At 25.5% G+C, this 25,778-nt stretch carries 25 protein-coding genes and 1 pseudogene; 21 read left to right on the top strand and 5 right to left on the bottom strand.

Annotated elements, in window-relative coordinates; all coding sequences use genetic code 4:
- Window positions 1–37 precede the first annotated feature (37 nt).
- From ftsY to SCORR_RS01140, 11 genes are all read left to right on the top strand, one after another.
- Window positions 38–1,033: a signal recognition particle-docking protein FtsY gene (ftsY, locus tag SCORR_RS01090; protein ID WP_094048281.1), complete on the top strand. Its 996-nt coding sequence runs from the start codon at window positions 38–40 to the stop codon at window positions 1,031–1,033.
- On the top strand, window positions 1,023–1,346 hold the full coding sequence (ylxM, locus tag SCORR_RS01095; RefSeq protein ID WP_094048283.1) for a YlxM family DNA-binding protein: 324 nt from the start codon (window positions 1,023–1,025) through the stop codon (window positions 1,344–1,346). Before ftsY ends, ylxM begins: the two co-directional genes overlap by 11 nt.
- On the top strand, window positions 1,346–2,110 hold the full coding sequence (locus SCORR_RS01100; protein ID WP_094048285.1) for a TIGR00282 family metallophosphoesterase: 765 nt from the start codon (window positions 1,346–1,348) through the stop codon (window positions 2,108–2,110). Before ylxM ends, SCORR_RS01100 begins: the two co-directional genes overlap by 1 nt.
- Before the next feature lie 78 nt (window positions 2,111–2,188).
- Window positions 2,189–2,554, top strand: a complete 366-nt coding sequence (locus SCORR_RS01105) for a hypothetical protein (RefSeq protein WP_094048287.1) — start codon at window positions 2,189–2,191, stop codon at window positions 2,552–2,554.
- Between the two features lie 29 nt (window positions 2,555–2,583).
- A complete protein-coding gene (locus tag SCORR_RS01110; protein ID WP_094048289.1) occupies window positions 2,584–3,534 on the top strand; it encodes a serine aminopeptidase domain-containing protein in 951 nt (316 codons plus the stop codon).
- 45 nt (window positions 3,535–3,579) lie between these two features.
- The gene (gene metK, locus SCORR_RS01115) at window positions 3,580–4,713 is read left to right on the top strand and encodes a methionine adenosyltransferase (RefSeq protein WP_094048291.1); all 1,134 of its coding nucleotides are present in this window, start codon (window positions 3,580–3,582) and stop codon (window positions 4,711–4,713) included.
- Entirely contained in the window at window positions 4,713–5,384 is a 672-nt protein-coding gene (locus SCORR_RS01120) for a copper homeostasis protein CutC (protein ID WP_094048293.1), read from the top strand. The genes metK and SCORR_RS01120 overlap by 1 nt, the downstream gene beginning before the upstream one ends.
- A gap of 181 nt (window positions 5,385–5,565) precedes the next feature.
- Window positions 5,566–7,134, top strand: a complete 1,569-nt coding sequence (locus tag SCORR_RS01125; RefSeq protein ID WP_094048295.1) for a lipoprotein — start codon at window positions 5,566–5,568, stop codon at window positions 7,132–7,134.
- 560 nt (window positions 7,135–7,694) lie between these two features.
- Complete coding sequence (locus tag SCORR_RS01130; protein WP_094048297.1) at window positions 7,695–8,144, top strand: hypothetical protein; 450 nt, start codon at window positions 7,695–7,697, stop codon at window positions 8,142–8,144.
- 100 nt (window positions 8,145–8,244) lie between these two features.
- Complete coding sequence (locus SCORR_RS01135; protein ID WP_094048299.1) at window positions 8,245–9,738, top strand: biotin/lipoyl-containing protein; 1,494 nt, start codon at window positions 8,245–8,247, stop codon at window positions 9,736–9,738.
- Window positions 9,739–9,757: 19 nt separating this feature from the next.
- A complete protein-coding gene (locus SCORR_RS01140) occupies window positions 9,758–10,723 on the top strand; it encodes a 3'-5' exoribonuclease YhaM family protein (RefSeq protein WP_094048301.1) in 966 nt (321 codons plus the stop codon).
- On the opposite strand, the gene SCORR_RS01145 is transcribed toward SCORR_RS01140, so the two are convergent.
- Genes SCORR_RS01145 through SCORR_RS01155 form a run of 3 tightly spaced genes read right to left on the bottom strand, consistent with a single transcriptional unit; the run spans window position 10,720 to window position 15,292 of the window.
- Window positions 10,720–11,139: an HIT family protein gene (locus tag SCORR_RS01145; RefSeq protein WP_245831793.1), complete on the bottom strand. Its 420-nt coding sequence runs from the start codon at window positions 11,137–11,139 to the stop codon at window positions 10,720–10,722. The genes SCORR_RS01140 and SCORR_RS01145 overlap by 4 nt on opposite strands.
- A gap of 53 nt (window positions 11,140–11,192) precedes the next feature.
- Complete coding sequence (locus SCORR_RS01150; protein ID WP_094048305.1) at window positions 11,193–13,025, bottom strand: lipoprotein; 1,833 nt, start codon at window positions 13,023–13,025, stop codon at window positions 11,193–11,195.
- The gene (locus SCORR_RS01155; RefSeq protein ID WP_094048307.1) at window positions 13,025–15,292 is read right to left on the bottom strand and encodes a lipoprotein; all 2,268 of its coding nucleotides are present in this window, start codon (window positions 15,290–15,292) and stop codon (window positions 13,025–13,027) included. Before SCORR_RS01155 ends, SCORR_RS01150 begins: the two co-directional genes overlap by 1 nt.
- Before the next feature lie 141 nt (window positions 15,293–15,433).
- Here SCORR_RS01155 and sufC point away from each other — a divergent pair, with 141 nt between their 5' ends.
- The 5 genes from sufC to sufB are packed head-to-tail and all read left to right on the top strand — an operon-like array spanning window position 15,434 to window position 20,033.
- Window positions 15,434–16,177: a Fe-S cluster assembly ATPase SufC gene (sufC, locus tag SCORR_RS01160; RefSeq protein ID WP_094048309.1), complete on the top strand. Its 744-nt coding sequence runs from the start codon at window positions 15,434–15,436 to the stop codon at window positions 16,175–16,177.
- Window positions 16,177–16,956, top strand: a complete 780-nt coding sequence (locus SCORR_RS01165) for a SufB/SufD family protein (RefSeq protein WP_094048311.1) — start codon at window positions 16,177–16,179, stop codon at window positions 16,954–16,956. The genes sufC and SCORR_RS01165 overlap by 1 nt, the downstream gene beginning before the upstream one ends.
- On the top strand, window positions 16,956–18,170 hold the full coding sequence (locus SCORR_RS01170) for an aminotransferase class V-fold PLP-dependent enzyme (protein WP_169709025.1): 1,215 nt from the start codon (window positions 16,956–16,958) through the stop codon (window positions 18,168–18,170). Before SCORR_RS01165 ends, SCORR_RS01170 begins: the two co-directional genes overlap by 1 nt.
- 13 nt (window positions 18,171–18,183) lie before the next feature.
- Window positions 18,184–18,621 (top strand): iron-sulfur cluster assembly scaffold protein, encoded by a 438-nt coding sequence (locus SCORR_RS01175; RefSeq protein WP_094048315.1) that lies wholly within the window; start codon window positions 18,184–18,186, stop codon window positions 18,619–18,621.
- The gene (gene sufB, locus SCORR_RS01180; protein WP_094048317.1) at window positions 18,621–20,033 is read left to right on the top strand and encodes a Fe-S cluster assembly protein SufB; all 1,413 of its coding nucleotides are present in this window, start codon (window positions 18,621–18,623) and stop codon (window positions 20,031–20,033) included. Before SCORR_RS01175 ends, sufB begins: the two co-directional genes overlap by 1 nt.
- A 362-nt stretch (window positions 20,034–20,395) precedes the next feature.
- On the opposite strand, the gene SCORR_RS01185 is transcribed toward sufB, so the two are convergent.
- Window positions 20,396–20,860 (bottom strand): hypothetical protein, encoded by a 465-nt coding sequence (locus SCORR_RS01185; RefSeq protein WP_094048319.1) that lies wholly within the window; start codon window positions 20,858–20,860, stop codon window positions 20,396–20,398.
- Between the two features lie 24 nt (window positions 20,861–20,884).
- Window positions 20,885–21,124, bottom strand: coding sequence for a NifU family protein (locus SCORR_RS01190; protein WP_094048321.1), 240 nt, complete (start codon window positions 21,122–21,124; stop codon window positions 20,885–20,887).
- Window positions 21,125–21,212: 88 nt separating this feature from the next.
- On the opposite strand from SCORR_RS01190, the gene SCORR_RS01195 reads away from it, so the two are divergent.
- The 5 genes and pseudogenes from SCORR_RS01195 to SCORR_RS05610 all read left to right on the top strand — a co-directional run.
- Complete coding sequence (locus SCORR_RS01195) at window positions 21,213–21,533, top strand: S1 RNA-binding domain-containing protein (RefSeq protein ID WP_094048323.1); 321 nt, start codon at window positions 21,213–21,215, stop codon at window positions 21,531–21,533.
- 31 nt (window positions 21,534–21,564) lie between these two features.
- Window positions 21,565–22,845, top strand: coding sequence for a glucose-6-phosphate isomerase (locus tag SCORR_RS01200; RefSeq protein WP_094048325.1), 1,281 nt, complete (start codon window positions 21,565–21,567; stop codon window positions 22,843–22,845).
- Between the two features lie 831 nt (window positions 22,846–23,676).
- Window positions 23,677–25,257, top strand: coding sequence for an ATP-binding cassette domain-containing protein (locus SCORR_RS01210; RefSeq protein WP_094048329.1), 1,581 nt, complete (start codon window positions 23,677–23,679; stop codon window positions 25,255–25,257).
- 17 nt (window positions 25,258–25,274) lie between these two features.
- A complete protein-coding gene (locus SCORR_RS05560; protein ID WP_157705314.1) occupies window positions 25,275–25,526 on the top strand; it encodes an ATP-binding cassette domain-containing protein in 252 nt (83 codons plus the stop codon).
- 32 nt (window positions 25,527–25,558) lie between these two features.
- Window positions 25,559–25,732, top strand: a pseudogene (locus tag SCORR_RS05610) (ATP-binding cassette domain-containing protein); the annotation flags it as partial.
- Window positions 25,733–25,778 lie beyond the last annotated feature (46 nt).

Here is a 25,778-nt window from a genome sequence, read left to right on the forward strand (position 1 = left end):
ATATTATACAATTAAATAAGAAAAATGGAGAAATAAAATGGGATTTTGAAGTAGTTTAAAAGAACGTAGAATAATAAAAAAGCAAGAAAAAAAACACAAAAAAGAGCATAAAAATACCCTTACATTCTCAAGTGATATAAAAAAACTTACAAAAAAATATAAAATACCTAATAATGATTTTTATGAAGAATTGGAAAATGTGCTAATAAAAACAGACATGGGAATGAAAATGGTTTTAGAAATATCTAATAATGTGCAAAAAAGAGTAAAACCTAAGTACGGATTTAAAGAAGTTAAAGAAATTTTAGCTGAAGAGATATACAAATCTTACACAAATTCAGGAAAACCAAAAACAGAACTAAACTACAAAGAAGGTAGATTGAATATATTTTTAATTGTTGGTGTTAATGGGGTTGGTAAAACTACTAGTATTGCAAAGATTGCAAATTTCTATAGTATACAAGATAAAAAGGTACTAATAGCAGCTGGTGATACTTTTAGAGCTGGAGCAGTAGAGCAACTAGAACAATGATGTATTAATAGGTTAAAAAATGTTGATTTAATGAAACCACAAAATAACACTAAGGACCCCGCTAGTGTTGTTTACGATTCTATTAAAGTTGCATTAGAAAAAAAATATGACCTATTATTAGTTGATACAGCAGGTAGACTACAAAATAAGGAACATTTAATGAGAGAACTTGAAAAAATAACTAAAATCATTCAAAAAAGTGTAAAGGATGGTCCGCATGAAAGATTATTAGTTATTGATGCACAGACTGGTCAAAACGGAGTTAATCAAGCAAAGGCTTTTTCAGAAGCAACTGACGTAACGGGAATAGTTTTAACAAAAATGGATGGAACAAGCAAAGGTGGTATAGCACTTGCTATAAAAGATATTTTAGGAATACCAGTTAAACTTGTTGGAACTGGAGAAAAAGTTGATGATATTAAGTTATTTAGTGTTGATGATTATATTTATGAATTAACCGCAGATTTTATGGAAGATGATGACGATAATAATGAGCAATAATGATTTAGAAAAAACAATGTTAATATCAGAATATTTTGATTATTATAAAAATCTATTAACAGATAAACAAAAGCAATACTTTGAACTATATTTTTTTGAGGATTATTCATTTCAAGAAATCGCAGATGAATTAAAAATTTCAAAAAGTGCTGTACATGATAGTTTAACAAAGACTGTTAGTTTTTTGAAAAAGACAGAAGAAAAATTAAACTTTGTTTATAAACACAATAAAATAAAACATTTAATTGAAAGTTTTAAAAACAAAGATATATCAGTTGATAACTTATTGAACTTAATTGAAAAGGAGATTTAATGAATATTTTATTTATTGGAGATGTATTCTCATCTTCTGGTAGGGAAATAATTAATTTAAAATTAAAAGATTTAGTAAAAAAATATAAAGTCGATTTTATAATTGCTAACGGTGAAAATATAAGTCATGGAAAAGGTATTAATAATAATCATTATAATTTTTTAAAAGAGCAAGGTATAAATGTTATAACAAGCGGTAATCATATTTTTAGGCAAAAAGATACTTGCAATTTCATTAATGAAGTTGATGACTTATTGAGACCCCATAATATGTCTAGTTATTTACCAGGAAAAGGAAGTTACTTGTATAATTGTAATAATAAAAAAATAAGAGTAACAAATCTTATGGGTAGAATGTTTATGGACCCTGTTAATAATCCTTATGAATCACTTGATAGTATTTTAGAAAATGATAATTCAGATATTCATATTGTTGATTTTCATGCAGAAGCAACCGCAGAAAAAGCTGCATTTGCATTTAATTATGATGGTAAAATAACTGCATTGCTTGGCACACATACACATGTTCAAACAGCAGATGAACAAATTCTTGAAAAGGGAACCGCATTTATAACCGATGTTGGTATGACTGGACCACTTAATTCAATAATTGGAGTTAATCCAGATGAGGTAATTTTAAAAGAAAAAACCGGACTACAGGCAAAGTTTATACCATCATCAAATAGCGGACAATTATGCGGAGTTTTACTTAAAATTTCTTCTAATAATAAGGTGGAAGAAATAATAAGGATAAAAGAAAAATAAATACCTATTTTTTTCTATCAATTGTAAAAATTTACATTATTAGGTATAATTAAAAATATTACAACAGGGGGATAGACTATGAAAAGACATGATAAATTAAGAAATTTACATGAGGCTCTATTCGCTTTAGATAAAGAAATAAAAAATATCTGTAGAGGAATTGAACAAAGATTAAGAAATAATACTAAATATATGGATACCTATGAAAGGGTTCTAACAGAAGTTGAGTTTGAAAGAAAAAATGAAATGTATGGTAGATCAACTATATATGACTTCGAAAGAATGAGAATTAATTTAGAACAAGATGCTGGTAATTTAATTTATGAAGCAATTAATGTAATGGGTAATGATGAATTTATAATTAGAAGACAAAATGTTATTTTTGCTTTCTGATTTATGGGTCAATTTGATGTCTACGCTCTAGACTTATCAAGAGGAGGATAAATTATTAATATTATTATTAATAATTTTTTATGAAAATGTTCAAGGATTACAATCTAAACTTAATATTAACAATAGTGATTGTATCAATCATTTTTTTATGTCTGTTAATAGTTAATACAAGATTAATTCTTGTAAAAAGAATAAAAACAAAAGTTAAACCCTTAGTTAAGTCAGAGCTTGTAAAGAAAAAGTTTTTCAGAACAAGTGATAATTACCAATTAAAATGGTTAGGTGAAATTAAAAAAGAGTCAAGTCATATTATATTAGGTGTTCATGATTTTGGAATGAGTAGAAAAAGTTTTATAGATACAGAAATGTATATTAATAAATATTATAAAAATATATCATTTCTATCATATGATCAAAGAAACTTTGGAGAAAATGAAAATTGTAATAAATTTAATTATGGATATCTTATAAATGATTTAAGAGAAATAATTATTTATTTAGAAAATAAATATCCTGATAAAAAACTTATATTATTAGGCGAGGGATTTGGATCTTCTTTATCTTCATATTTTGTTAATCATAGTTATGTTAATAAAGTAATATTAAGTTCAATTTATGTAAAACAGTTTAATAAAATTAGTTTTAGTATAATTATTAAATTCTTGTTTAGTTTTTTATTCACTTATAATATAAAAATAAATAACAAACTTTATGGAGAAGATTGCACAAACAATAGTCAATACGCAAAAAAATTAGGCGAATTATTACAACGAAAAAAGAGCATTAAAGAGTTTATGCAGATTAGCAAGATAAATAAGAAATTAGCTTCGAATATAAATAAGAAAGAAAAGAGTGTTGTATTTCTCTTACCATTAAATGATGTATTTATTTCAAAAAAATGATTATTAACAAACTTAAGAGATATATCAAATAAAAAATTTCAAATAATAAAATTTGAGAAAAATAAACATTTTTTATTAAATGATCTTAACAATAAAGAAATTGTAGAAACAATATTAAAAGATATTTAAAAATTTGTTATTATTAATATGCTATGAAAATTTAAGGAGAATTTTATGAAAAAGTATTTTACAAGTGAGTCAGTTTCAGAAGGTCATCCAGATAAAATCTGTGATCAAATATCTGATGCTATTTTGGATGCTTGCCTTGAACAAGATGAAAATTCTAAGGTAGCTTGTGAAGTTTTTGTGACGGGAAGTTTTTTAGTGATAGGTGGGGAGATCACTACAACTGCCAAAGTTGATTACAAAGAAATCGCGAAATGAGTTATTAATAGGGTTGGTTATAATGACGAAAAAACTGGTATAGATCCTAATCATTGTGATATAGTAGTTAAAATTAATGAACAATCTCAAGATATATCAATAGGAGTTAATAAAGATGATATGGGCGCTGGTGATCAAGGAATTATGTTCGGTTATGCAACAAACGAAACTTCAAATTATATGCCTTGCGCAATACAATTGGCACATGATTTAGTACATTTAGCTTCAAAATTAAGAAAAAACAATAAGTTTAAATATGCTCAACCAGATATGAAATCACAAGTAACTATGGATTATGAAAATTATAACAATCCAAGAATTGATACTATACTAATGTCAGTTCAACATGATGATAATTATAATGAAGAAGAGTTCAAAGAATTCATTAAATCTAACATAATGAATGTAATTGCTAAAAAACATAACCTTAATACTGACTTTAATGTATTAATTAACCCAACAGGAAGATTTGTAATTGGAGGTCCTAAAAGCGATACCGGACTTACAGGAAGAAAAATTATTGTTGATAGTTATGGTGGATATTCTAGACATGGTGGAGGTGCATTCTCAGGTAAGGACCCTTCAAAAGTTGATAGAAGTGCCGCGTATATGGCGAGATATGTTGCTAAAAATATTGTAGCAGCTGGATTAGCAGACCAACTCGAAATACAGTTAAGTTATGCAATAGGTGTTTCAAAACCGATATCAATTTTTATAGAAGCATTTGGTACAAATAAAGTTCCATATGCCATTATTTACAAAGCAATTGAAGAAAATTTTGACTTTAGAGTTCAATCAATTATTGATACACTAGATTTAAAAAAACCTGTTTATTTCAGAACTAGTAAATATGGGCATTTTGGAAAAAAAGAGTTTAGTTGAGAAAAGTTAGATAAAGTTAGAGTATTGGAAAAATACTTATAATGTTTTTAGAAGTAATCGCAAAATCAAAACAAGATGTTATTGATATAAATGATTCATTAGCAAATAGAATTGAACTATGTAAGGATTTGGAAGTTGGTGGGTTAACACCCCCATATGATTTAATTGATGAAGTTACTAGTATATCTAAAATTCCTGTAAATGTGATTGTTAGGCCAAGTTCAAATAGCTTCGTATATTCAAAAGCTGAAAAAAAACAAATTTTAGAAGACATTAAATTTATAACGAGTACAAAAGCAAGCGGAATTGTTTTTGGTGCACTTACTTCCAAAAATAATATCGACATAAAATTTCTAAAAAAAGTACTAAAATTTAAAAAAAATCTTACAATCACTTTCCATAAAGCTTTTGATGAAGTAAATAATTTTACTAAAAGTTATAAGAAGTTAAATAGTTTGGAGATAGATTATATCTTGACTTCAGGTGGATTGGATTTAGAAACAGGTCTAAAGGTCATTGACTTATTAGTAAATCTTAATTTAAAGACAAAAATACTAATTGGTGGTGGCATTAATAATAATAATATTAGTCATGCTTATTCAATATCAAATTATATTCATATTGGTAGATTAGCAAGAGTTAACAATTCATGAGATCAAAAAATTGATAAACAAAAAATTAATGCCATTTGTAAAATAAAGTTAGAAAAATAAATCAATTCATTAAGTCTATAAAGGACTTTTTTTTGCTTTTTAAAGATTTTTTACATATATTTATAGTTTAAAAATGGTAGTTATGTATTATTAAGTATTAATAAATTTTTGTATTATTTTAGTTATTTTAAAAATTTTTTTAATATATATACAAATATAATTAAGCAAAGGAGAATAAAATATGAAAAAATTACTATGTTTATTAACGTCAATGAGTTTAGTTGCAACAACAAGTGCAGCAGTTGTATCTTGTGGAAATAGCGAACCTGCAACTGAGGAAACAAATACAGATAAAAAATCTGATTTAAGCACAATTACTGGAGATGATTTAAAATTATCACCAGCTGCAAATGATGAAGCATCAGCAAAAAAAGCTGTACTCGATGCTGTTAATAAGAAGTTTAGCGGAAAGAACTATGTTGAAAGTGATTTATTATTTAGTGGGTTTAATGCAGCAACAAGCACTAGTAACCCAGGGTCAATTAAAGTTGAACCTGCTGCTAATAGCACAAAGTTAAAAGGATCTGCATCTTTTGAATTAGCTTATAATGATACGTTATCTGATTTAAGCACAATTACTGGAGATGATTTAAAATTATCACCAGCTGCAAATAATGAAGCATTAGCAAAAAAAGCTGTACTTGATGCTGTTAATAAGAAGTTTAGCGGAAAGAATTATGTTGAAAGTGATTTATTATTTAGTGGGTTTAATGCAGCAACAAGCACTAGTAACCCAGGGTCAATTAAAGTTGAACCTGCTGCTAATAGCACAAAGTTAAAAGGATCTGCAACATTCTCACTAATTTTTAGAGAAGTTGTAGATTTAAGTACATTACCAGAAACTTCAAAAATTGCACCTGTAGAAGATGAAAAACAAAGTAGTGCAGAAAGTTCTATAATCAAACAATTATTAATTAATGATAATTTAAGTGTTGAAAAAGACATAGATATTACCTTTAGTAGCTTCGTCGCTCCATCAAAAAGCGATAAAAAAGATGGTTCTATAAAAGTTGTTGCTACTAGCACAAGTAAGTTAGTAAAAGGTGAAGTTACTTTTACATTAAAAGAAGTAAAAGAAGTGGATTTAAAATTAGTTGATGATTTAATAAAAGGTGAAGGCGATTATGCAATGTTTAATCCAGCTATTTATAAAAAAGGCATAACAGTACCTGAAACAGAAGTTGGAACTAAGGATGGAGTATTTAAATTAATTAAATCATATACAGAAAAACTCCTATTATTAGCTTCATTAATAGGTATAAAAATAACTATTGATCAATTAGTTAATTTAGTTGATATAAATTATTTTGATGATGATAATGGCACTGTGCAACATGTTGAAGGTACTCAAATTAAACTTGCAAAATTAACTGTTAAAAGTGGAATGGCTTATTCGATTGATGGGTATTATGTAAGAGGTGAGATAAACGCGAAAATTTTCAAACAAATTGATATAAACACAGTAATAACTGATAAAACATTAAATATTAGTTGTGAAAAAGATGCAGAATTAGATGTGTTAGAAGAAGTATTAGCTGAAAAATATAATGATTTTATTACAAGCAATAATGCTACCGTTGATATTTTTGGTTTAAGTGGTAATGATACTCTTAATTATACTAATGGTTCTCCAGAAAGTGGTGGGACTGCAACAGTAATATTATTAGATTCTGAAGATGACATAAATAACTTTAACAATTTATTATCAGGTCCAATAACATTGACACTTAATGTTACTATAACTACTTAATTATTTTAAAATTAATCAAAATAAAGTTTATAAATAAAACCTTTAACAATTACAAATGTTAAAGGTTTTTAAATTAGCTATATATAATATTTAACTCATCGTATTCTAAAACACCATTAATTATATGCTATTATTTAATAAACTATGTAAATTGATTATTTAGTTATTAAGTTAAATCAAGATTAATAATTAATTATATACCTAATTTGTTCTATAATAATTTACTTATTCTATATTAAGTTGATAAATTTATTTTACCTCATTATAAAAAGTACAATAATAGTTCAATAAATATATAATTTATAATTAACATATAGTCTTGTATAATAGTAAAATAATAACCTACAATATTTTGTTAATAACCGTGTATTTTAATAAAGATTAATAATTATATTTTTAATTTGTTTGAATAACGATTATTATATCGTTAGTAAATTTCTGCAATAAAGCATTGTAAATATTTTATATTTATATACTATTATGCAAAATAATAAAAATACTTTATTTAAACTATTTTTTTAGTTAAAATAGATATATTAATACCAGAGGTGAATAATATAATGAGTGCATATGAAAAAGTAGATTGACTCTTAAACAAAGGTGATGGAGTTCTTAATTATACAAAAGAAATGATGGATGACTACTTCTTAACAAAAAGTGAAAAAGGTATTATGGTTAATAAACTATTAAAAAAGAGTTTATTAAATTATAATGGTCTGAATATTGATGGAATGTTATTAGTTGAAAGCTTCCCTAGAGATTTTATGTTTTCTAAAAACCCTTTTATCGACAAAGTTTTAACTAAATTTGTAAAAGATTTTAAATATGATTATATAAATGCAATTTCTTATTTAGACTCACTTGAAATTAGACAAAATTTCTTGAATTTATGAATAAGACCAAAATCAGTTAACTTCATAAGAAACATGATCTATGAAATACTTGAAAATGAAAAGAATTCAAAAAAAACTAAAAAAGTACAAGAATTAGAGTTTAAGTTTAAATATTAGTGAATATTCTAATATTTTTTTCTATGAAATAGTTTTTATTTTATTCTAATAGATAATAGTGTAAAATACTAATATGTATAGCGTAAAAGGGGCATAAATCATGGAATTTATTTTATTTAATAATAGTAAAAACTTAAAAGGTATAGTTGATGATGTCTTCGTTAAAGAAGGCCAACCAATAAATAAGGGCGATTTATTGACTACTATTTCAACTCAGTTAGAAAAGGTAGAAATAAAATCTCCAATTAATGGAGTTGTAAAAAATATATTTATAATTGATTCATTGATTGTTTCTTGTAACGATAAGTTATTTGAGTTAGTTACTCATGATGAACTAATGGAACTTGTTAGAGAACCAAAAAATATTAATGATACTCTAAAAGAAGGACTTGATGAATTTAATTATTTTGATAATTATGAAGAAGTTGAAACAACACCAGCTGTTGAAAAACTAGAAAAAAAATTAGAAGAACAAACAATTGATACAAATAATAAAAATAATGACCAATTAACATTTGATTCAAGTAAATTTAATAAAAAAAGTTCTGAAGTTAGTGGTATTGAAAGCCATATTTTGAATAAAAATAAAGTACAAATAAATGATTCTATCACTCAAGAATTAAGTTTTTTTAATAACACATCATTAGGCATGGGTGAAAAAGTAATTAAAGAAGACACTAACAATTTTTTAGCAAGATTTAGAGATAATCAAGAAAATAAAGAAGCTATTAAAAATGATAATAATAATGAAAAAATTAAGTTTATAGAAAAATTGCATCAAAGACAGAATGAAAACTTTGATAAAAAGCAAGAACATCAAGAGTTTAGAAAATCAGTTGATAGTATTAGTTCTCATGAAAAAATAGTATCAAATGAAGAAACTGGTGTTTTGAAAAATTTAAACTCATTAAACGAGTTCTCTAAAAATAATGTCAACTTAGATGATAAGAAAATTAACAATAATAATCATAAAGAAATTAATAGTATTGATTTAACAACAAATAATATTGAGAAAGTATCAAAAGAAGAAATAATTAAAACAAGTATAAGTAAATCTTCAGTAAGTTTATCATTAGATATAAATCAATTACTAAACCTTCAAGACATATTATATAAACCTTCAATTGATAAAGATGTAGAAATTAATGTATCAACACTTCTTACAAAAGCGATAGTTTATTCAATGTCTTCATCTGGTGCATTCTTTAAAAACAACCAAAAATTTATAAATATAATGCAAAAGTTTAAAAATAGCCAAAAAAGAAAATGTACGTCAATAAATAATTTAGGTATTAGTATATTTAATTTTAAGAAAGAGCTTGATAAATCTAATAATTTTAATCTAGAATCAAAATACATGATATATGACTTTCTTAACTTTAATAACTATATATCAAGTTGTTTATTAAATGATGAAACGATTTTTAGTATATCTTTAAATAACATAAATCAATTATTAAAAAATGATGGACTCTTATATAATTCTTTAAGCATAAATATTTCTTTTGATAATAATGAATTAAGTTTTGAAAATATAATGTCCTTTATAGATAGTTTTACAGAAGTAATTGAAAATCCAGGATATTTAATCTAATTCATAAAAAGGAGTAATTATGATAAATGAATTAAATTTAGAAAATAAAATTGTCAATTTAACAGCAAGGATTGAAAGGGTTGTACTATCAACAGGTAATAATGGTTTAAATTATTTGATTTTACATCTAATTGATCGAACTGGAAGAGTTGAAGGTAGACTATGAAATGTAAATGATGAAGATATTTGTAATCTTAAGGCGGGTACTATCATAAGAATTGATGCCAATATTAACAGTTATAGGCATCAACTTCAATTAAAAATTAACAATTATGTAGTAATAAACGAAGAAGAGTTTGAAGAGTACAAATTATCTCACGATATGTTCTCAATTAATGCTCCTCTTAATATAAATGATAAGTTTAAAGAGTTGCTAGGCTTTGTAGAATCGCTTAAAAACCATAGTTATAAGAAAGTTACCTTAGAGCTTTTAAAAGAGCATGAAGAGCATTATAAAACCTATCCAGCAGCAGTTAGTATACATCATAATGTTGTTGGCGGTTTATTTTGACATAGTAGTTCGATGCTGGAAGCGGCAAAGGCACTTAATAAAGTTTATACATTTATTGAAATAGATTGAGATTTAGTATATTGTGGGGTTATTCTACATGACATTGGTAAGGTTGTTGAATTAGAAGGAAAGAACGCTAGTGAGTATACTCCAATTGGGAAACTTATTGGACATATTTCAATTGGTAATAATTTTGTATTTGAAAAAGCAAGAGAGCTAAATATTGAAAGTGATGATATTGTTAAATTACAACATGTTATATTATCAAGTCATGGTAAAAATGAGTTTGGTTCACCAATTGAACCATTATTGGTTGAAAGCATAATAATTTCTACATTAGATAGCCTTGATGCAAGATTATACAGAGTTAATGAAGAAATAAAAAAGGTATCTCATAATAATTGGACACCAAGAATATTATCTGAAGATGGAAGAAGTTTTTTAAGACATTTTGAAAACGTCAAAAAAAATTAGTTTTCTTGAAATTCAGATATTTTTTTTATAATTTGTTCAGTTTCTAAATCATCAATTTGTTTATTAATTTTAAAAGTATATCCATGCTCTTTTTTATATTTAGGAATAATATGTTCGTGATAATGAAACACTGTTTGAAATGCTTCACTACCTTGATTTGAAATGTAATTATATCCAAGTGGATTGAAAACTTTATTTAAAATTTTAATTACGTGTTTTTTAGTTTTTAAAACTTCAATAGCGTCATTTAAGTCTACTTCTTCAAAGTTATCATAATGACTCTTAGGAATAACTAAGCAATGTCCATTGGAGTTGGGTGATAAGTCTAAGAAAGCTATTGTACTTTCATTTTCATATATTACATTTGATTTTATTTCCTTGCTACCGATTTTACAAAATATACAATTATTTTCCATAATACACCTCGAATAAATTTTATAATAAAAAAAACCTTTTAAAAAGGTTTTTTTTATTCATCGTAGTCATCTTCATTCTTGATATATTTACCAATTTCATTATATAAACCAGCATAGTATACTAAATCTTTATCTAAATATAATGAATATAGTGATGTTTTAGCTAGTTCTGAAGAAGTTGAATCATTTGAAACCAAATATTTTAATTGGTTCAACATTGAATCCCTTTTTGAACTATCCGCAATTAAGTCTTGAATATCTTTTGTATGTAATTTTTCGTTAATTGGTCTATCTCAAATATCTTTAAATTCAGTTTTGTTTGATACTGATTTACCCAAGTTTATATCTATTGTATCTGCTTGATCTTTACCTTTTATTTGGTATATATTAGCACCACTACCACCCAATAGTTCAATCATATAGACTGGAAGTACAACGACTATTTCTTCGTAGTTACCATTATCCTTATCAGTAAATGAGTACTTTTCTGGGCTTTTTAAGATAATTCCAGGACCATTATTTCAACTTTTTACAGCAGACTCGTAATTAGCTCCAGAAATAGGCGAATCACCAATAGAACTATCATTATTATAAATAGTAAATCCTTTAAAACCACCTTGACCAAAATATGGATCATATGAATTACTATCATCTATAACAGGGTTATAAGGGTTAGTAGGTGTTTCTTCTTTTGATTGTTCTCCTAATTTTGACAATATCTCTAATATATCGGTAATACTTGTTTCACTTGGACTTAACATTTCACCATTGGCAGGGTTAATAAATTTCTTTAACTTAGTTTTTATTTCACTTTCAAGATCTAAATCCTTTTTAGTATTATCATATTTTACTGTTCAAACCATTTTAACATTTGTTTTTAACTTTTCATTAGTATTATTACTTCAAGATTGTGTTTTAGAGAAAATTGGTGATGCTGTATTTAAATATACACCATTTTTAACCCCGCTTTCACTAGTGCCTTCAGATTTAATTTTAAACATATTGGCATCTAAGAATGATTTTGTAAGTAGGTTAGTATTAATATCTTCTAATAGTTTAGACTCAAAATATTGTTGAAATCTAATAAATAAAGCAGTTTTTGCAGACACTCTTTTTGTACAATCTTTATCAACATAGAACTTAGTTTTATCTTCTTCTTCTATTTTTGAATATTCGGCTGTCAAATCATTAATAGTTGGTAAGTTTGATGTTTGTATATCTTCATCTTTATCTGTAATACCAGGAACTATTTCACCTGAGTATTTTCAAAGAAGCGATTTACCTTTACCATTTTTTTTGAAATAAATTGCTTTATCATTTACATTAGAAGGGTCTAATTCAGCAGTTTTACCACTTAGCTTACCATCATTATCATTTAGAAGTTTTACGCTTGTTTTGCTTACTAGATTTAAATCATATAAGTATTTTGCTTGAATATTAAAGTCATAATTTTCATTGCTTGAAAGGGCTTTAGTATATTCTAAAAATAAATTATCTTCAGCAATTGATCTAGTATCTTCTGAATACAAATCTCTAAATGATTGTTCTATTGAACCATTATCTTCTTTACCGTATTTTGAGCTTCAACCTAAGTCACTTATTTGTTTATTTTTTGAATCAAAACTATATTGTCTAGATATCAATTCATTAATCATATTTACAACAATTTTAGTTGCATCATCTGAACTAAAGAATGAGCCAAAATCAATATCCGCAAGAGAAGAATCACCAGAAATACTTGCTAATAGTTTCTTAGCAAGATTTGAATCTAGTTTTGGTTTATCTGGTCTAACATCTCATGAGTTATCTTTATTACAAGATACTACCATTGATGATGATGAACCTATTATACTTAATGCAGTAAGTCATCCTATTAGTTTTTTCATTATTCATCACCTCTTATAATAGTAGTATTTTTAAAATACATACTAACTAATTCATTATTAATTAAGTTTATAGAAACGTTACTTCTTGTAGTGGGTGTTTCATCACCTGGTTTTCAAAACTTTTCATTAGTTTTCTTTTTCAAATTATCATTAAATGTATCACCATTTTTAATTATTTGTTTTGGATATTTTGATTTATCTGATTGTTTTAATATTTCTTTATTTCTTTTATTAAATTCATTAACAAATGCATTGCTTGGAGCGGAACTTATTATTGATTTTATAGTTGAAAGCATTGAACTAAATTTATCACCTAAGTTATAAGCATTTCCATTAGAATCATCAATTGAGTTAAATACTATAAATCTATTTATGAAATCTCTCTGGTCTTTAGCTTTATCTGTACTTATTGTATAGAAGTAATCAAAAACAGATGAAGATCAACTATATTTTGAAGCATCAGTTGATGATTCGATTTTAACTCAGTCTTTAACTTCTGACATTGCATCAAAGCTAGTAGCGGCACCGTCTAAACCTTTGATTAATGATGTGTTTACTAAATATTGCTCATAAGGATTTGTTATATGACTGTTAAGTTTTGTGAAGTAATTTTGATCATTTTCAACTTCAGATTGGATATATGCTATTTTTTCATTATTTGTTAATTTGTGGAAATTCTTAAACTTTTCTAATTCAGATAGTGTATCTTCATTAATTATTCCATCTTCGACATTGACACCTTTAGTACTTTCTAATTTACTATCAATATTATCTTTTAAATACTTGTAACCGTCAATATTAATGATGTGAAGTCCTGATGTATCAACTAAAATTAATCTTCCATCATTTAAAACACCATAAAAGTTTTTGCTCTCACTTGCGCTTCTATTAATTTTTGATATAAAATTTAGTTCGTTTGTTTGCTCGTCACTTCTTAAATCCACACCGCTTATTTTATCGAGTTTTCCCTCTTTATCAATATTAAGAACATAATCATAAACAGCACTTCTTAAGTCTTGAGTAAAGTCTGATGAATCAGATAATGTTAATAATTTATCATACTTTTTAATAGTTCCTTTACCATCTAATAACCCTGATATAGAACCTTCTGACATGTATTTTCTTCATTTAGAATCTGTAACACCTTTGTCTTCTTTACCTTTTAATTCATTAAATAACTTTGCAATATCTGCTTGGTAGTCTGTATAAGTTTTATTTTCAAAGCTACTTGCACTAACACCATCATCAAATTTATGATCATCAGCAAAAGGGATTGTGATTTCACTAATTGCTAATGGTGCTTGAGTAGTATATCATTGATCTAAAAAGAATCTTTGAGAGTTACTTACAAATCCTTTTCTTGAAGTAGCATCAGTAACACTTAATTTTGTTAAATCTAATGGCACATCGGTTTTCATTTCTGTATAATTTTGACCTATCTCACCTTTTAATTTATCTCAATTTGTTTTATTAGCAACCATTGTGTTGGTTCATTTCTTTGAACTATCTTGTTTTGAGTTAAATATTTGGTTTAAAACATTAGGATCTGAATTAAAAATTGAGTTTAATTTTGTCTCATCATCTCCTGCGAGATATAAGTTTTTATACTTTTCTTGAACTGTTGTTTTTGAAACTCAAGTTACACCTTGTTGGTCTGTATTTAATAATATATCTAATAATATTTTTGACACATTATTAGATGAGTCGCTTAAAAGGATATCAGCTTTGTATTTTTGTTCTAAAAAGTCTCTATCCATATCTTTTGTGTCAGTTTGATAAACACTATACTTATTAACAAGCATTTTATTTCATTCTTCTTCTCACTTACCTGCATGTTCATTTTTGTATTTATCTTTTTCATTTTGTATTTGTCTATCAACGTCAGCTGATAAAGTTTTAAATCTATCAATTAAAATATTTTCTAAATTATTTAAATAATATGGATTATTTTGGTCTAATTTATATTCAGTTTTACCATCAGCACCATAATTAGTACTTGCATTAGCCATAACCGATAAATTAAACATTTTTAATAAATCTATTGAGAATTTTTCTCTGTTTTTTACTCCTGAACTAGCATTAATTAATTTATCTAAAACGTCATTAGCTTTAATTTGTGCTTTCCCGTCCAAACTATTTAAAAATTGCACCAAAATAGAGTTACCATCAACATCTTTTTGGTCATATTTTGAAGTACACGCAACTACAACTTGTGCAGTTGTAACTATCATTGAAACACTGCTTAATAGTGTTAGTAACTTTTTCAAATCTTTCACTCCTTGATTTTTTATCAAGATAATTATAATAAAAAAATAGTCCAAATATTATATTATTTAAATTTAATTTTTTTAATAAAAATGGTTAAATAGTTTTAGAATAATTATAATATCAATGCAAAGGAACATAATATGCACAAATTAGAAATAAAAAATTTATATGTAAATATTGAAGATAAAGAAATACTAAAAGGGGTAGATTTAACCATTAACACCGGTGAAATACATGCCTTAATGGGACCGAATGGTAATGGTAAATCAACATTATTGATGTCAATAATGGGTCACCCAAAATATGAAATTATCTCTGGGGATATATTAATTGATGGTAAGTCTATTTTAGAATTGCCAGTTGATGAAAGAAGTAAATTGGGGTTGTTTTTAGCAATGCAAAACCCTCAGGTTATACCAGGGGTTACAAATTTAGAATTTTTAAAATACATTGTAAACGCACATAAAGACAAACCTCAAAAACTTAAAGAAATATATAAAGATATTAAAGATCAAGCTGAAGAATTGAAGTTTGATTTACACATGTTAAAGAGATTTGTTAACGATGGATTTAGTGGTGGTGAGAAGAAAAAAAATGAAATACTTCAACTTAAAATGCTTAACCCAATATTTAGTTTAATTGATGAAATTGATTCAGGGCTTGATGTGGATGCTTTAGAAGTTGTAGCTCAAAATTTAAACTCAATAGACTTATCAAAAAGTGCATTAGTTCTTGTATCACATTATGACAGATTCTTTAAAAAAGTTGTACCAACTCACGCTCATGTAATTATTGATGGAAGAATTGTTTTGAGTGGAGGTAATGAATTGGTTGAGAGAGTTAATAATGAAGGTTACTCATGAGTTAAGGAATTAAACAAATAATGAAAAAAGATTTTACAAATAATAATGTAAACTTTATTGATTTACGTAACTCAAGAGTTGAAAAAGTTGAAATTACAACTGAAGATGAATATTTAATATATTTAGAAGAAATTAATAATAATATCAATTTTAATTTTAAAGAAGATATTGTGGTAAAAGTAACGTTAGTTTTCTTTAATTCTAATAAGAAAATCAATAATATTAACTATAATATTAATTTTAATTTAGAATACAGTACTAAATTAAATCTTTATATTGCAAATCTTGGTAACTATAATGTTAATGAAGTTTTAAAAATTAACTTATTAAAAGAATATGCTAGAGTAGAATTCTATTCAGCGACAATTGTTAATAAAGATTTTGACAAGAACACAGTTGTTCAAGTTGAACATTTAGCAAGAAATACTTATTCAAATATAAAAGTATATTATGTATTAAAAGATACTTCAAAAGGATTTGTAAGATGTATTAGTAACATATTAAAAGGTTCATCAGGGTCTGAAGCACATCAAGAACTAAGGTTATTATTATTAGATGAAAAAGTAAAAGCAAACTCTGATCCAGTTTTATTAATTGATGAGAACGATATTGTTGCAAGTCATGCTAATGCAATTGGTATGCTAGACCCAGACCAAGTATTTTATTTATTATCAAGAGGTTTAGATAAATCATCTGCTCAAGAGTTAATAATAAATGGTTACTTTACACCAATATTTAATAATATTAGTAATGAAGAGCTGAATAACAAATTATGAGAAGTTTTAAAAGGAATGATTTAATGAACTACAAAAACCTTTTCTCTTATTTCAAGAATAACGTAGAAGAAATATATTTTGATTCTGCTGCAACTTCAATAAAGTTCGACGAAGTTATCAAAGCACAATCCGAGTATGATTTAATTTATGCTGCAAACGCACATAACAATTTATTTAAAAACGCTTTTTTATCTAATCAAATGATTATTGATACAAGGATTAAAATAAAAAATTTTATTAATGCTACAGATGAAAAAGAAGTAATTTTTACAAGCGGCACTACTTATTCACTAAATCAGCTAGCCTTTGGTCTAAAACCATATATAAAGGAAAATGATGAAATATTATTAACAGAACTTGAACATTCTTCAAATTTGTTACCTTGAATGGTTGTTGCCAAAGAAAAGAAAGCACAGATAAAATATTTAGCACTAAATAATGATTATAGTATTGATGAAACAAATTTAATTAATCAACTTAATAAGAATGTTAAGGTTATAAGTTTTGCGGTTAATTCTAACACGCTTGCTATAAAAAATAATGTTGAAAGAATTGTAGAAGTAGTTAAAACATATAATAAAAATATTTTAGTAATATTAGATTTAGCACAATCAATAATACATTGTAAAACAGATGTTGCTAATTGAAATGTTGACGCCATAGCATTTTCAACACATAAAATGTTTGGACCATTTGGATTAGGTGTACTATGAGCTAAAAAAGATCTATTAAATAGTATAGAACCATTATTGTATGGTGGTGGAAATAATATTGATATAAAAAAAAATGATTATAAATTAGCACAAATACCAGAAAAGTTTGAAAGTGGAACTTTAAATTTAAGTGCAATATATGCCTTCAATAAATGTTTAGATATAATTAATGAAATTGGTTTAGATAACTTAATTGAGTATCCTAAAACATTGAAAGATTACTTTAGAAATAATATAAACGATATTATTAAATCAAAGTTTAAGTTTTATAATTTAGAAAATGAAGAACCTATTATTCTATTTAATTTAATTAATGTTAATTCACAAGATTTTGGCGCTTTTCTAAATAAAAAATACAATATTTCAGTAAGGGTTGGTAAACATTGTGCTAGATTAACAACAAATGTTATTGGAGCACATTCAACAATTAGAATAAGTCTTTCAATATATAATACAAAAGAGGATATTGACATACTTATTAAAGCATTATTGGATTATGATAGTTGAATCGAAGAAATGATATAGTTAGGATAAAAAAATGATTGATAAAAATGACAAAATATTGTTAAGACAAATTATCATGGAACACTACACAGAACCAGATAATAAAAAATTGATTAATGATAGCAATTCCATAATACAAAAGCAAGATTCTCCAACTTGTAGTGATGAAATTGATGTGCAAATCCTATTTAACAACGATTTAATTATCAATTGTCGATTTGATGGCACTGCCTGCGCAATCGCAACTGCTGCAGCTGATATTTTATGCAATGGGTTAAAAAATCTTAATCTTAAAAAATCATTGGAATATTTAAATAATTACCATAGTTTAATAACCGGAGAGAAATATGATGAATCATTATTAGAAGAATTAATAGTTTTTTCTGACATATTTAAACAAGGAAATAGGTTAAATTGTGCTTTATTAGCAGCTGATGGTTTTAAAAAAATAATAATGAATGAGGTTAAATAATGAAAAAATTAAAACAAGAAAAAGAAATAAAAGAAATTTCAAATTATAAATATGGATTTAATGAAGGGGAGCTTTCTTCTTTTAAAGTGGAAAAAGGAATCAACAAAGAAATAGTTACACAAATTTCTAAGTATAAAAACGAACCCCAATGAATGTTGGATTATCGTCTAAAAAGCTTAGAGCTGTTTGATAATTTTGATCAACCTAGTTTTGGACCTGATTTAAGTTGAATTAATTTTAATGATTACTATTACTATACAGAGGGTAGTGAAAATATTTCAAATAATTGAGACGATGTTCCTGCAAATATTAAAAAAACATTTGAAAGACTTGGTATTCCAGAAGCCGAAAAAGAATTTTTACTTGGAATAAATGCGCAATGAGATGCTAAGCCGGTCTATGAAAACTTAAATAAAGAATTAATTAGTCAAGGTGTTATATTCACTGATTGTGATACAGCACTAAAAAAATATCCAGAAATATTTAAGAAGTATTTTGGTACTTTAGTAAAAAATGATGATAATAAATATGCAGCTCTTAACTCAACAGTCTGAAGTGGAGGTACCTTTATATATGTACCAAGTGGAGTAAAATTATCAAAACCATTGCAGGCCTATTTTAGAATTAACTATCAACTATCTGGACAATTTGAGAGAACTTTAATAATAGTCGAAGATGACGCTCAATTGCATTACATAGAAGGGTGTACAGCACCAGTTTATTCAAAGAATAATTTACATGCAGCAATAGTTGAAATATTTGTAGGAAAGAGATCTAGTGTTAGATATACAACTGTGCAAAATTGAAGTGATAATGTATTAAACTTAGTTACAAAAAGAAGTTTAGTAGATGATGATGGAAGAATGGAATGAATTGACGGTAATATTGGGTCAAAAATTAATATGAAATACCCGTCTTGTATTTTAAAAGGTAATCGGTCACAAGGAGATACCATTTCAATTGCAGTAGCAAAAAACGGCGTTTATCAAGATGCTGGAAGCAAAATGATTCATTTAGGAAAAGATACAAAATCTAAAATAGTTTCTAAATCAATAACCTTTCAAGGAGGAACAGCAAATTACAGAGGTTTAGCATACATTGGACCAGATGCAATTAATTCAAAGGCTAGAGTAGAGTGTGATACTTTAATTTTAGATAATAAATCACATTCTGATACAATACCACAAAACAAAGTACATAATAATAAATCACAAATAGAACATGAAGCTACTGTATCAAAAGTTAGTGAAGAACAATTATTTTATCTAATGTCTAGGGGTTTAACAGAACAACAAGCATTAGAAATTATAGTAATGGGATTTTTAGAGCCATTTACAAAGGAATTACCATTGGAGTATGCTGTGGAATTAAATCAATTAATTAAAATGGATATGGAAGGTTCCGTAGGATAAATATTATATAAAATAGAATTAATATTTAAAGTAATATTATTATTAAATTAGTTATTAAGAATGTTAAATTGGAATTTAATTTTAAAAAAATAATGGCGGAGACTAAAAGAAAAAGTGCTTCGTCATTTTTAATATTAAAATGATTTTTTTATAAGGTAGTTATGTAATTATTAAAAAGTAGTTGGTTATCATCACATGATTAAAGAAGTCTAATGTATACTATTGAACTAAACCCCTTATGTAATTTTTATATAATAGATTTTTTTACGTGAATAAATCATTTAAATACAAAAAAAACTCCATACTATATTTGCATGGAGGAAGTATCGTATTTATTGTTCATTAATAAATAATTAATTTACTTATTTAGATTTTTTCTTTTGCTCTTGAGTCATAACTTTTTCTACACCATCACATTTTTTACAATAAATTACTGTTAATTCATTTGAAAAAAATAATTTTGATGCTTTAAGAGAGAAGTTATTTACTTCTGGTAGTTTCTTTTTAGCTTTTTCAAAATATAGCATATAGTCTGTTGGTTGATATTTTCTTTTACAATTTAAACAAAGAATATGATTAATTTGGAATTTTAATACTATTGATCTTACTTCTGCAATATATCACTCTGTGTCATTTTTTGGATATTCTTCTGAGAAATATTTGTCAAATGCGTCAGCTAATTCTCTTTCACCTGCGTCTGTTCATTGTTTTTTATCATTATATTTTTTTACATAAATTGGTAGTATTACTAATGTTAAAAATGTAATTATTGTATTTAAACCTGTAAAAAACACTCCAATTATAGAAACTAATAATGCTTCATTCATAAATTTCCTTCTTTCTTGAATCTTTTATAACACAATTTCTACACCATCAATATCATAGGGGAATTCCTCTATTAATATTGATTCTACACCTTCTTTAAAGGTAATTTCAGTTAATCCACAACCAACACAATTCCCTTTTAATCTAATATATACAATTTTATCTTTGATTGCAACATATTCCATATCACCACCATCTTGATTAATATAAACCTTTAATTGGTCTAATACATCTTGAACTTTTTTTTCTAAATTATTTTTTTCCAAAATTTATTCCTCTCTTAAAAAAAATTTCATTTATAACTAAAATTTTTATAAATTAAGTTTATAATTTTATTGTTAGGAGAGCAAGAAAATGGTAGAAAAAGGACAAAAAATTATTGCTAAAGTAACTGCTATTGTTAATTATGGAGCATTTTGCGAAATAATTGATGATGAACAACCAGTAAAAGGTTTAATCCATATTTCAGAAATATCAGATTTTTATGTAAAAAGTATTTCAGATTATCTAGAAACTGGTATGGAATATGAAGTTCAAGTCATAGATTTTTTAGAAGATAAAAAACAAGTAAAACTTAGTTACAAAGCATTGAGACCAGAATTATTAAAAACAGAAGATTCTAAAATCAAAGAAACAACAAATGGTTTTGATAACTTAAAAAGAAGTGTAAAATAAAGTTTATAAATTAAAAATATAGGAGATATAAATGATTAAAATAAACCTTAAACATATCGAATTTGAAAGTGAAGTTAGCTCATTTGATATGAAACTAATTCAAGAATTAGAAGATAAAATTATTAATAAAACAGGTAAAGGATCAGATTTCTTAGGTTGATATAATTGACCTAATGATTATGATAAAAAAGAATATTCTTTAATGCAAGAAACAGCAAAAGCATTAAGAAATGAAATCGAAGTTTTGCTTGTAATTGGTATTGGAGGAAGTTATTTAGGAGCGCGTGCTGCTGACAATATGATTCGTGGTCTTTATAGTAAAGATAAAGTACAACTTATTTATGTTGGAAATACAATGTCATCAACTTATATAAATCAAGTATTAGAGTATGTATCTGATAAAGAATTTGGAATTGCAAATATTTCAAAATCTGGAACAACTACTGAACCAGGTATTTCATTTAGAGTATTTCAAAAAAAATTAGTTGAACTAAAAGGTAAAGAAGTAGCAAAACGAAGAATTGTAGCAATAACCGATAAAGCAAAAGGAGCTCTTAAAAGTTTAGCGACAAAAGAAGGTTATGCAACTTTTACTATTCCAGATGACATTGGAGGAAGATTCTCAGTTTTTACTCCAGTTGGATTATTCCCATTAATGGTAGCTGGTGTTGATACAGATGCATTAATGAAAGGTTCTCAGAAAGCCTTTAATGACTTAAAGTCAATTAATAATGATGCTTATAAATATGCAATAACTAGATATTTATTAAATGTAAAATATAACTACAAAACTGAGTTTTTAATTAGTTATGAATTACAAATGCAAATGTTTACTGAATGATGAAAGCAGTTATTTGGTGAATCAGAAGGTAAAGATAATAAAGGTTTATTACCTTCAAGTTGTATTTTCTCAACTGATTTACATTCATTAGGTCAATTTATTCAAGATGGAACAAAAAATGTTTTATTTGAAACTATCATAGATATTAAAAAACCACAAGTTGATTTAGAAGTTCCTAAGGATGATGAAGATTTAGACGGATTAAATTATTTAACAAGTAATTCGTTCCATGAAATAAATCAAACTGCACTTGAAGGGGTTATTGAAGCCCATGTAAATACAGGTCAAGTTCCAAATATTATTTTAGAATTTGATAAAATGGATGCTGAAATGTTCGGTTATTCAATTTATTGATTTATGAGAGCTTGTGCAATAAGTGGGTATTTATTAGAAATTAACCCATTTGACCAACCAGGAGTTGAAGTTTATAAAAAAAATATGTTTAAGTTATTAAAAAAACCAGGTTATTAAAAATAAATCACTTTTAAAGTGATTTTTTTTACAAATATTAGTTTAAAATTGTTATAATAACTTTAATAAGGAAGTTATTCAATGTTTATTATAAATAAAATTTTCAAATTAATTAAGATTTTAATACTTCCAACAATTGTATGTATAATTGCTTTTATTTTTATTAATAATGACAAATTATATGACAAAAATAATTATAATTTAATCAATTGAATTACATTAATTGGAACTGAAATAATAAGAGTGAATGCTTTCTTAGTGTGTTTATTAATAATTATTTTTAATTTACAAAGCTTAAAAACCAATAAGATCTTTAATTTTGATCACTATGATTATGTAAAATGAAATCTTAACCAAATATTTGCTTTAACAATAACTTTTTTTTGATCTTACACACAATATGATTTCGTATCAGAAAGAGTCATTTCAATGGATATATTTATAGTTTTATTTATAAGTATTTACTCTATATTATTTTTATTTAAACAAACTATAAATTTAAAAACATTTATAAAGGGATTAACTTATCTTAAGGCTTTTTTATTTAAAATATTTTATTTAGTAAAATTGTTTGTTTGAAGTTTTATCAATATAATAAAAATTTTATTAAAAAAAATTAGAAAAGATTTTATTGAAAAACTCTGACTAATATCAAATTTTAATAATACTTCCAAAATTAAATTTAACACTATCAATTATGGTGATAAATACAAACTAGTTAAATAATATCAAGGATATTTATGTCTATTAAACGTTTACATAAATAATTTTTTACGTACAAAAATAAAAACTTAATATAATTTTGTTTTAAAAAAGAATGGAGAATACAAAATGACAAAAATTACTAATAAATATTGGTATTTAATTTTTATTTACTCTCTAATTGCTTTGGTATCAAATGCTGGTTTAGTATATGGTGGAGTTCGATTATCGAATGTTCTAGAAGATGTCTTTAACAGTGATATGGATATGGCCATAAAAGATACTTTAATAGTAATGGGAAGTTTTATAGTTGGAATTCTATTTTATTATTTTGCAGAAATAACAAGTGTTGGGATAACTAAAAAACTTAATGTAAGTTTAAAAATGTATATAACTGCAAAAATTAATTCTTTATCAGATGAAGAATTTAGTAAATTTAAAAAAGGGGACTTTATTTCATGATATACAAATGATATTGAATCAATTGGTAATATGGTCTTTACAAGCGTATTTAATATATCTAGTGGAATATCTAGCGTAATTCTATCGACTTATGCAATATTTAGATTCCATTGAATTATTGGGTTATCATTATTTGGAATTACATTATTAATGATTATATTACCTTCGATTTTTCAAGGTTTGGTATCAAAAAGAGCGCAAGTTATGTCTAAAAATCAAGAAGAGTTTTCAAATAGAGTTGAAAATTTATTAAATGGATATCGTTTATTTTCATACATTAATAAAAAAAGAGTTTTTAAACATTTGATTAAAAATAGTACATTAAAAGTTGAGAAATCAGTGGCTTCATATGGAAATGCTAAATCAACTCAACAATCAGTATTGTTTGCTTTAATGATAGCTAGCCAATTAATAATGATGTTTGTTTCAATTTTTCTGGCGTTAAATAATAAAACAGATAAAGGTACAATGTTATCTGTCGCAAATATATCTGGTACATTTTTCCAAGGAGTGAATGCTTTATTTGGTTCAATGTTCACAATTAGAGCTGGTGTGATGATATTTAAAAAATTTGTTTTTAAAAATACTCAAAACGAGTATGTATCAAAAAATATAAAGTTTAAAAACTTAGAAGTTAAAAACTTAAAATATAAAATAAATAACAGTGTTGTATTTAATGAACTAAATCTTACTATCGAAGATAGTAAAAAATATTTAATTGTTGGTGAATCTGGTAGGGGTAAAACCACACTTTTGAAACTAGTATTTGGTTTAATAGATGATTATCAAGGAGATATTATATTAAATAATAATCTTAGTTATAAAGAATTAGATAAAAACGATATAAAAGATATTATATTTTATATTCCTCAAGAAACTTTTATTTTTAATGATACTTTAAGAAATAATATAACTTTATTTGACGATAGTATAAGTGATGAACAAATAATGGATGTAATTCAAAAAGTAAATTTAACAAAATGAATCAAAAAAAATAGTTTGGACACAATTATAAACAGTGAATTCAAAAACTTGTCAGCTGGAGAAATGCAAAGAGTTTCATTAGCTAGAGCATTAGTTTCAAATAAACAAGTTCTATTATTTGATGAATCAACAGCAAACTTAGATGCTGAAAATAGAGGGTTAATTGAGAATCTATTTGGAAGTCTTAACAAAACAATTTTATTTATTTCTCATACAGCATTAGTCGAAAATAATAAAAACTTTTATCAAGTAATAAAAATATAATGATTATATTAAAAAACATGAACAAAGAAATAGATAAAAAAAATATATTTGAAGATATTAGTTATAAATTTTTAGTTAATAAATTTACAGCAATTGTTGGAAGTTCAGGTGTTGGTAAAACAACATTATTAAACATTATATCTGGATTAGATAAAGCAACCTCTGGTGAAGTTTTTGTTAATGGTTATTCAATAAGTAAACTTAAAGAACCTAAGATCACGAAGTTCAGAAGTGTGAATATTGCATACATTTTTAAAATTATAATTTAGTAGAATATTTAAATGTTATAGAGAATATATTATTAACATGCAATATCAATAAAGAAAAAGTTAATAAAGAGAAATTAGATAAGATATTAAATATATTAAATCTAAAAGAAAAACAGTTAAAAAGTGTTAATGTTTTATCAGGCGGAGAACAACAAAGAGTTGCAATTGCTAGGGGATTAATCGGAGACAATAAATTAATAGTTGCAGATGAACCAACCGGAGCCCTTGACTATTATAATAAAAGGAAAATTT

It is taken from the genome of Spiroplasma corruscae (assembly GCF_002237575.1).
Taxonomy (GTDB): Bacteria; Bacillota_I; Bacilli_A; order Mycoplasmatales; family Mycoplasmataceae; genus Spiroplasma_A; species Spiroplasma_A corruscae.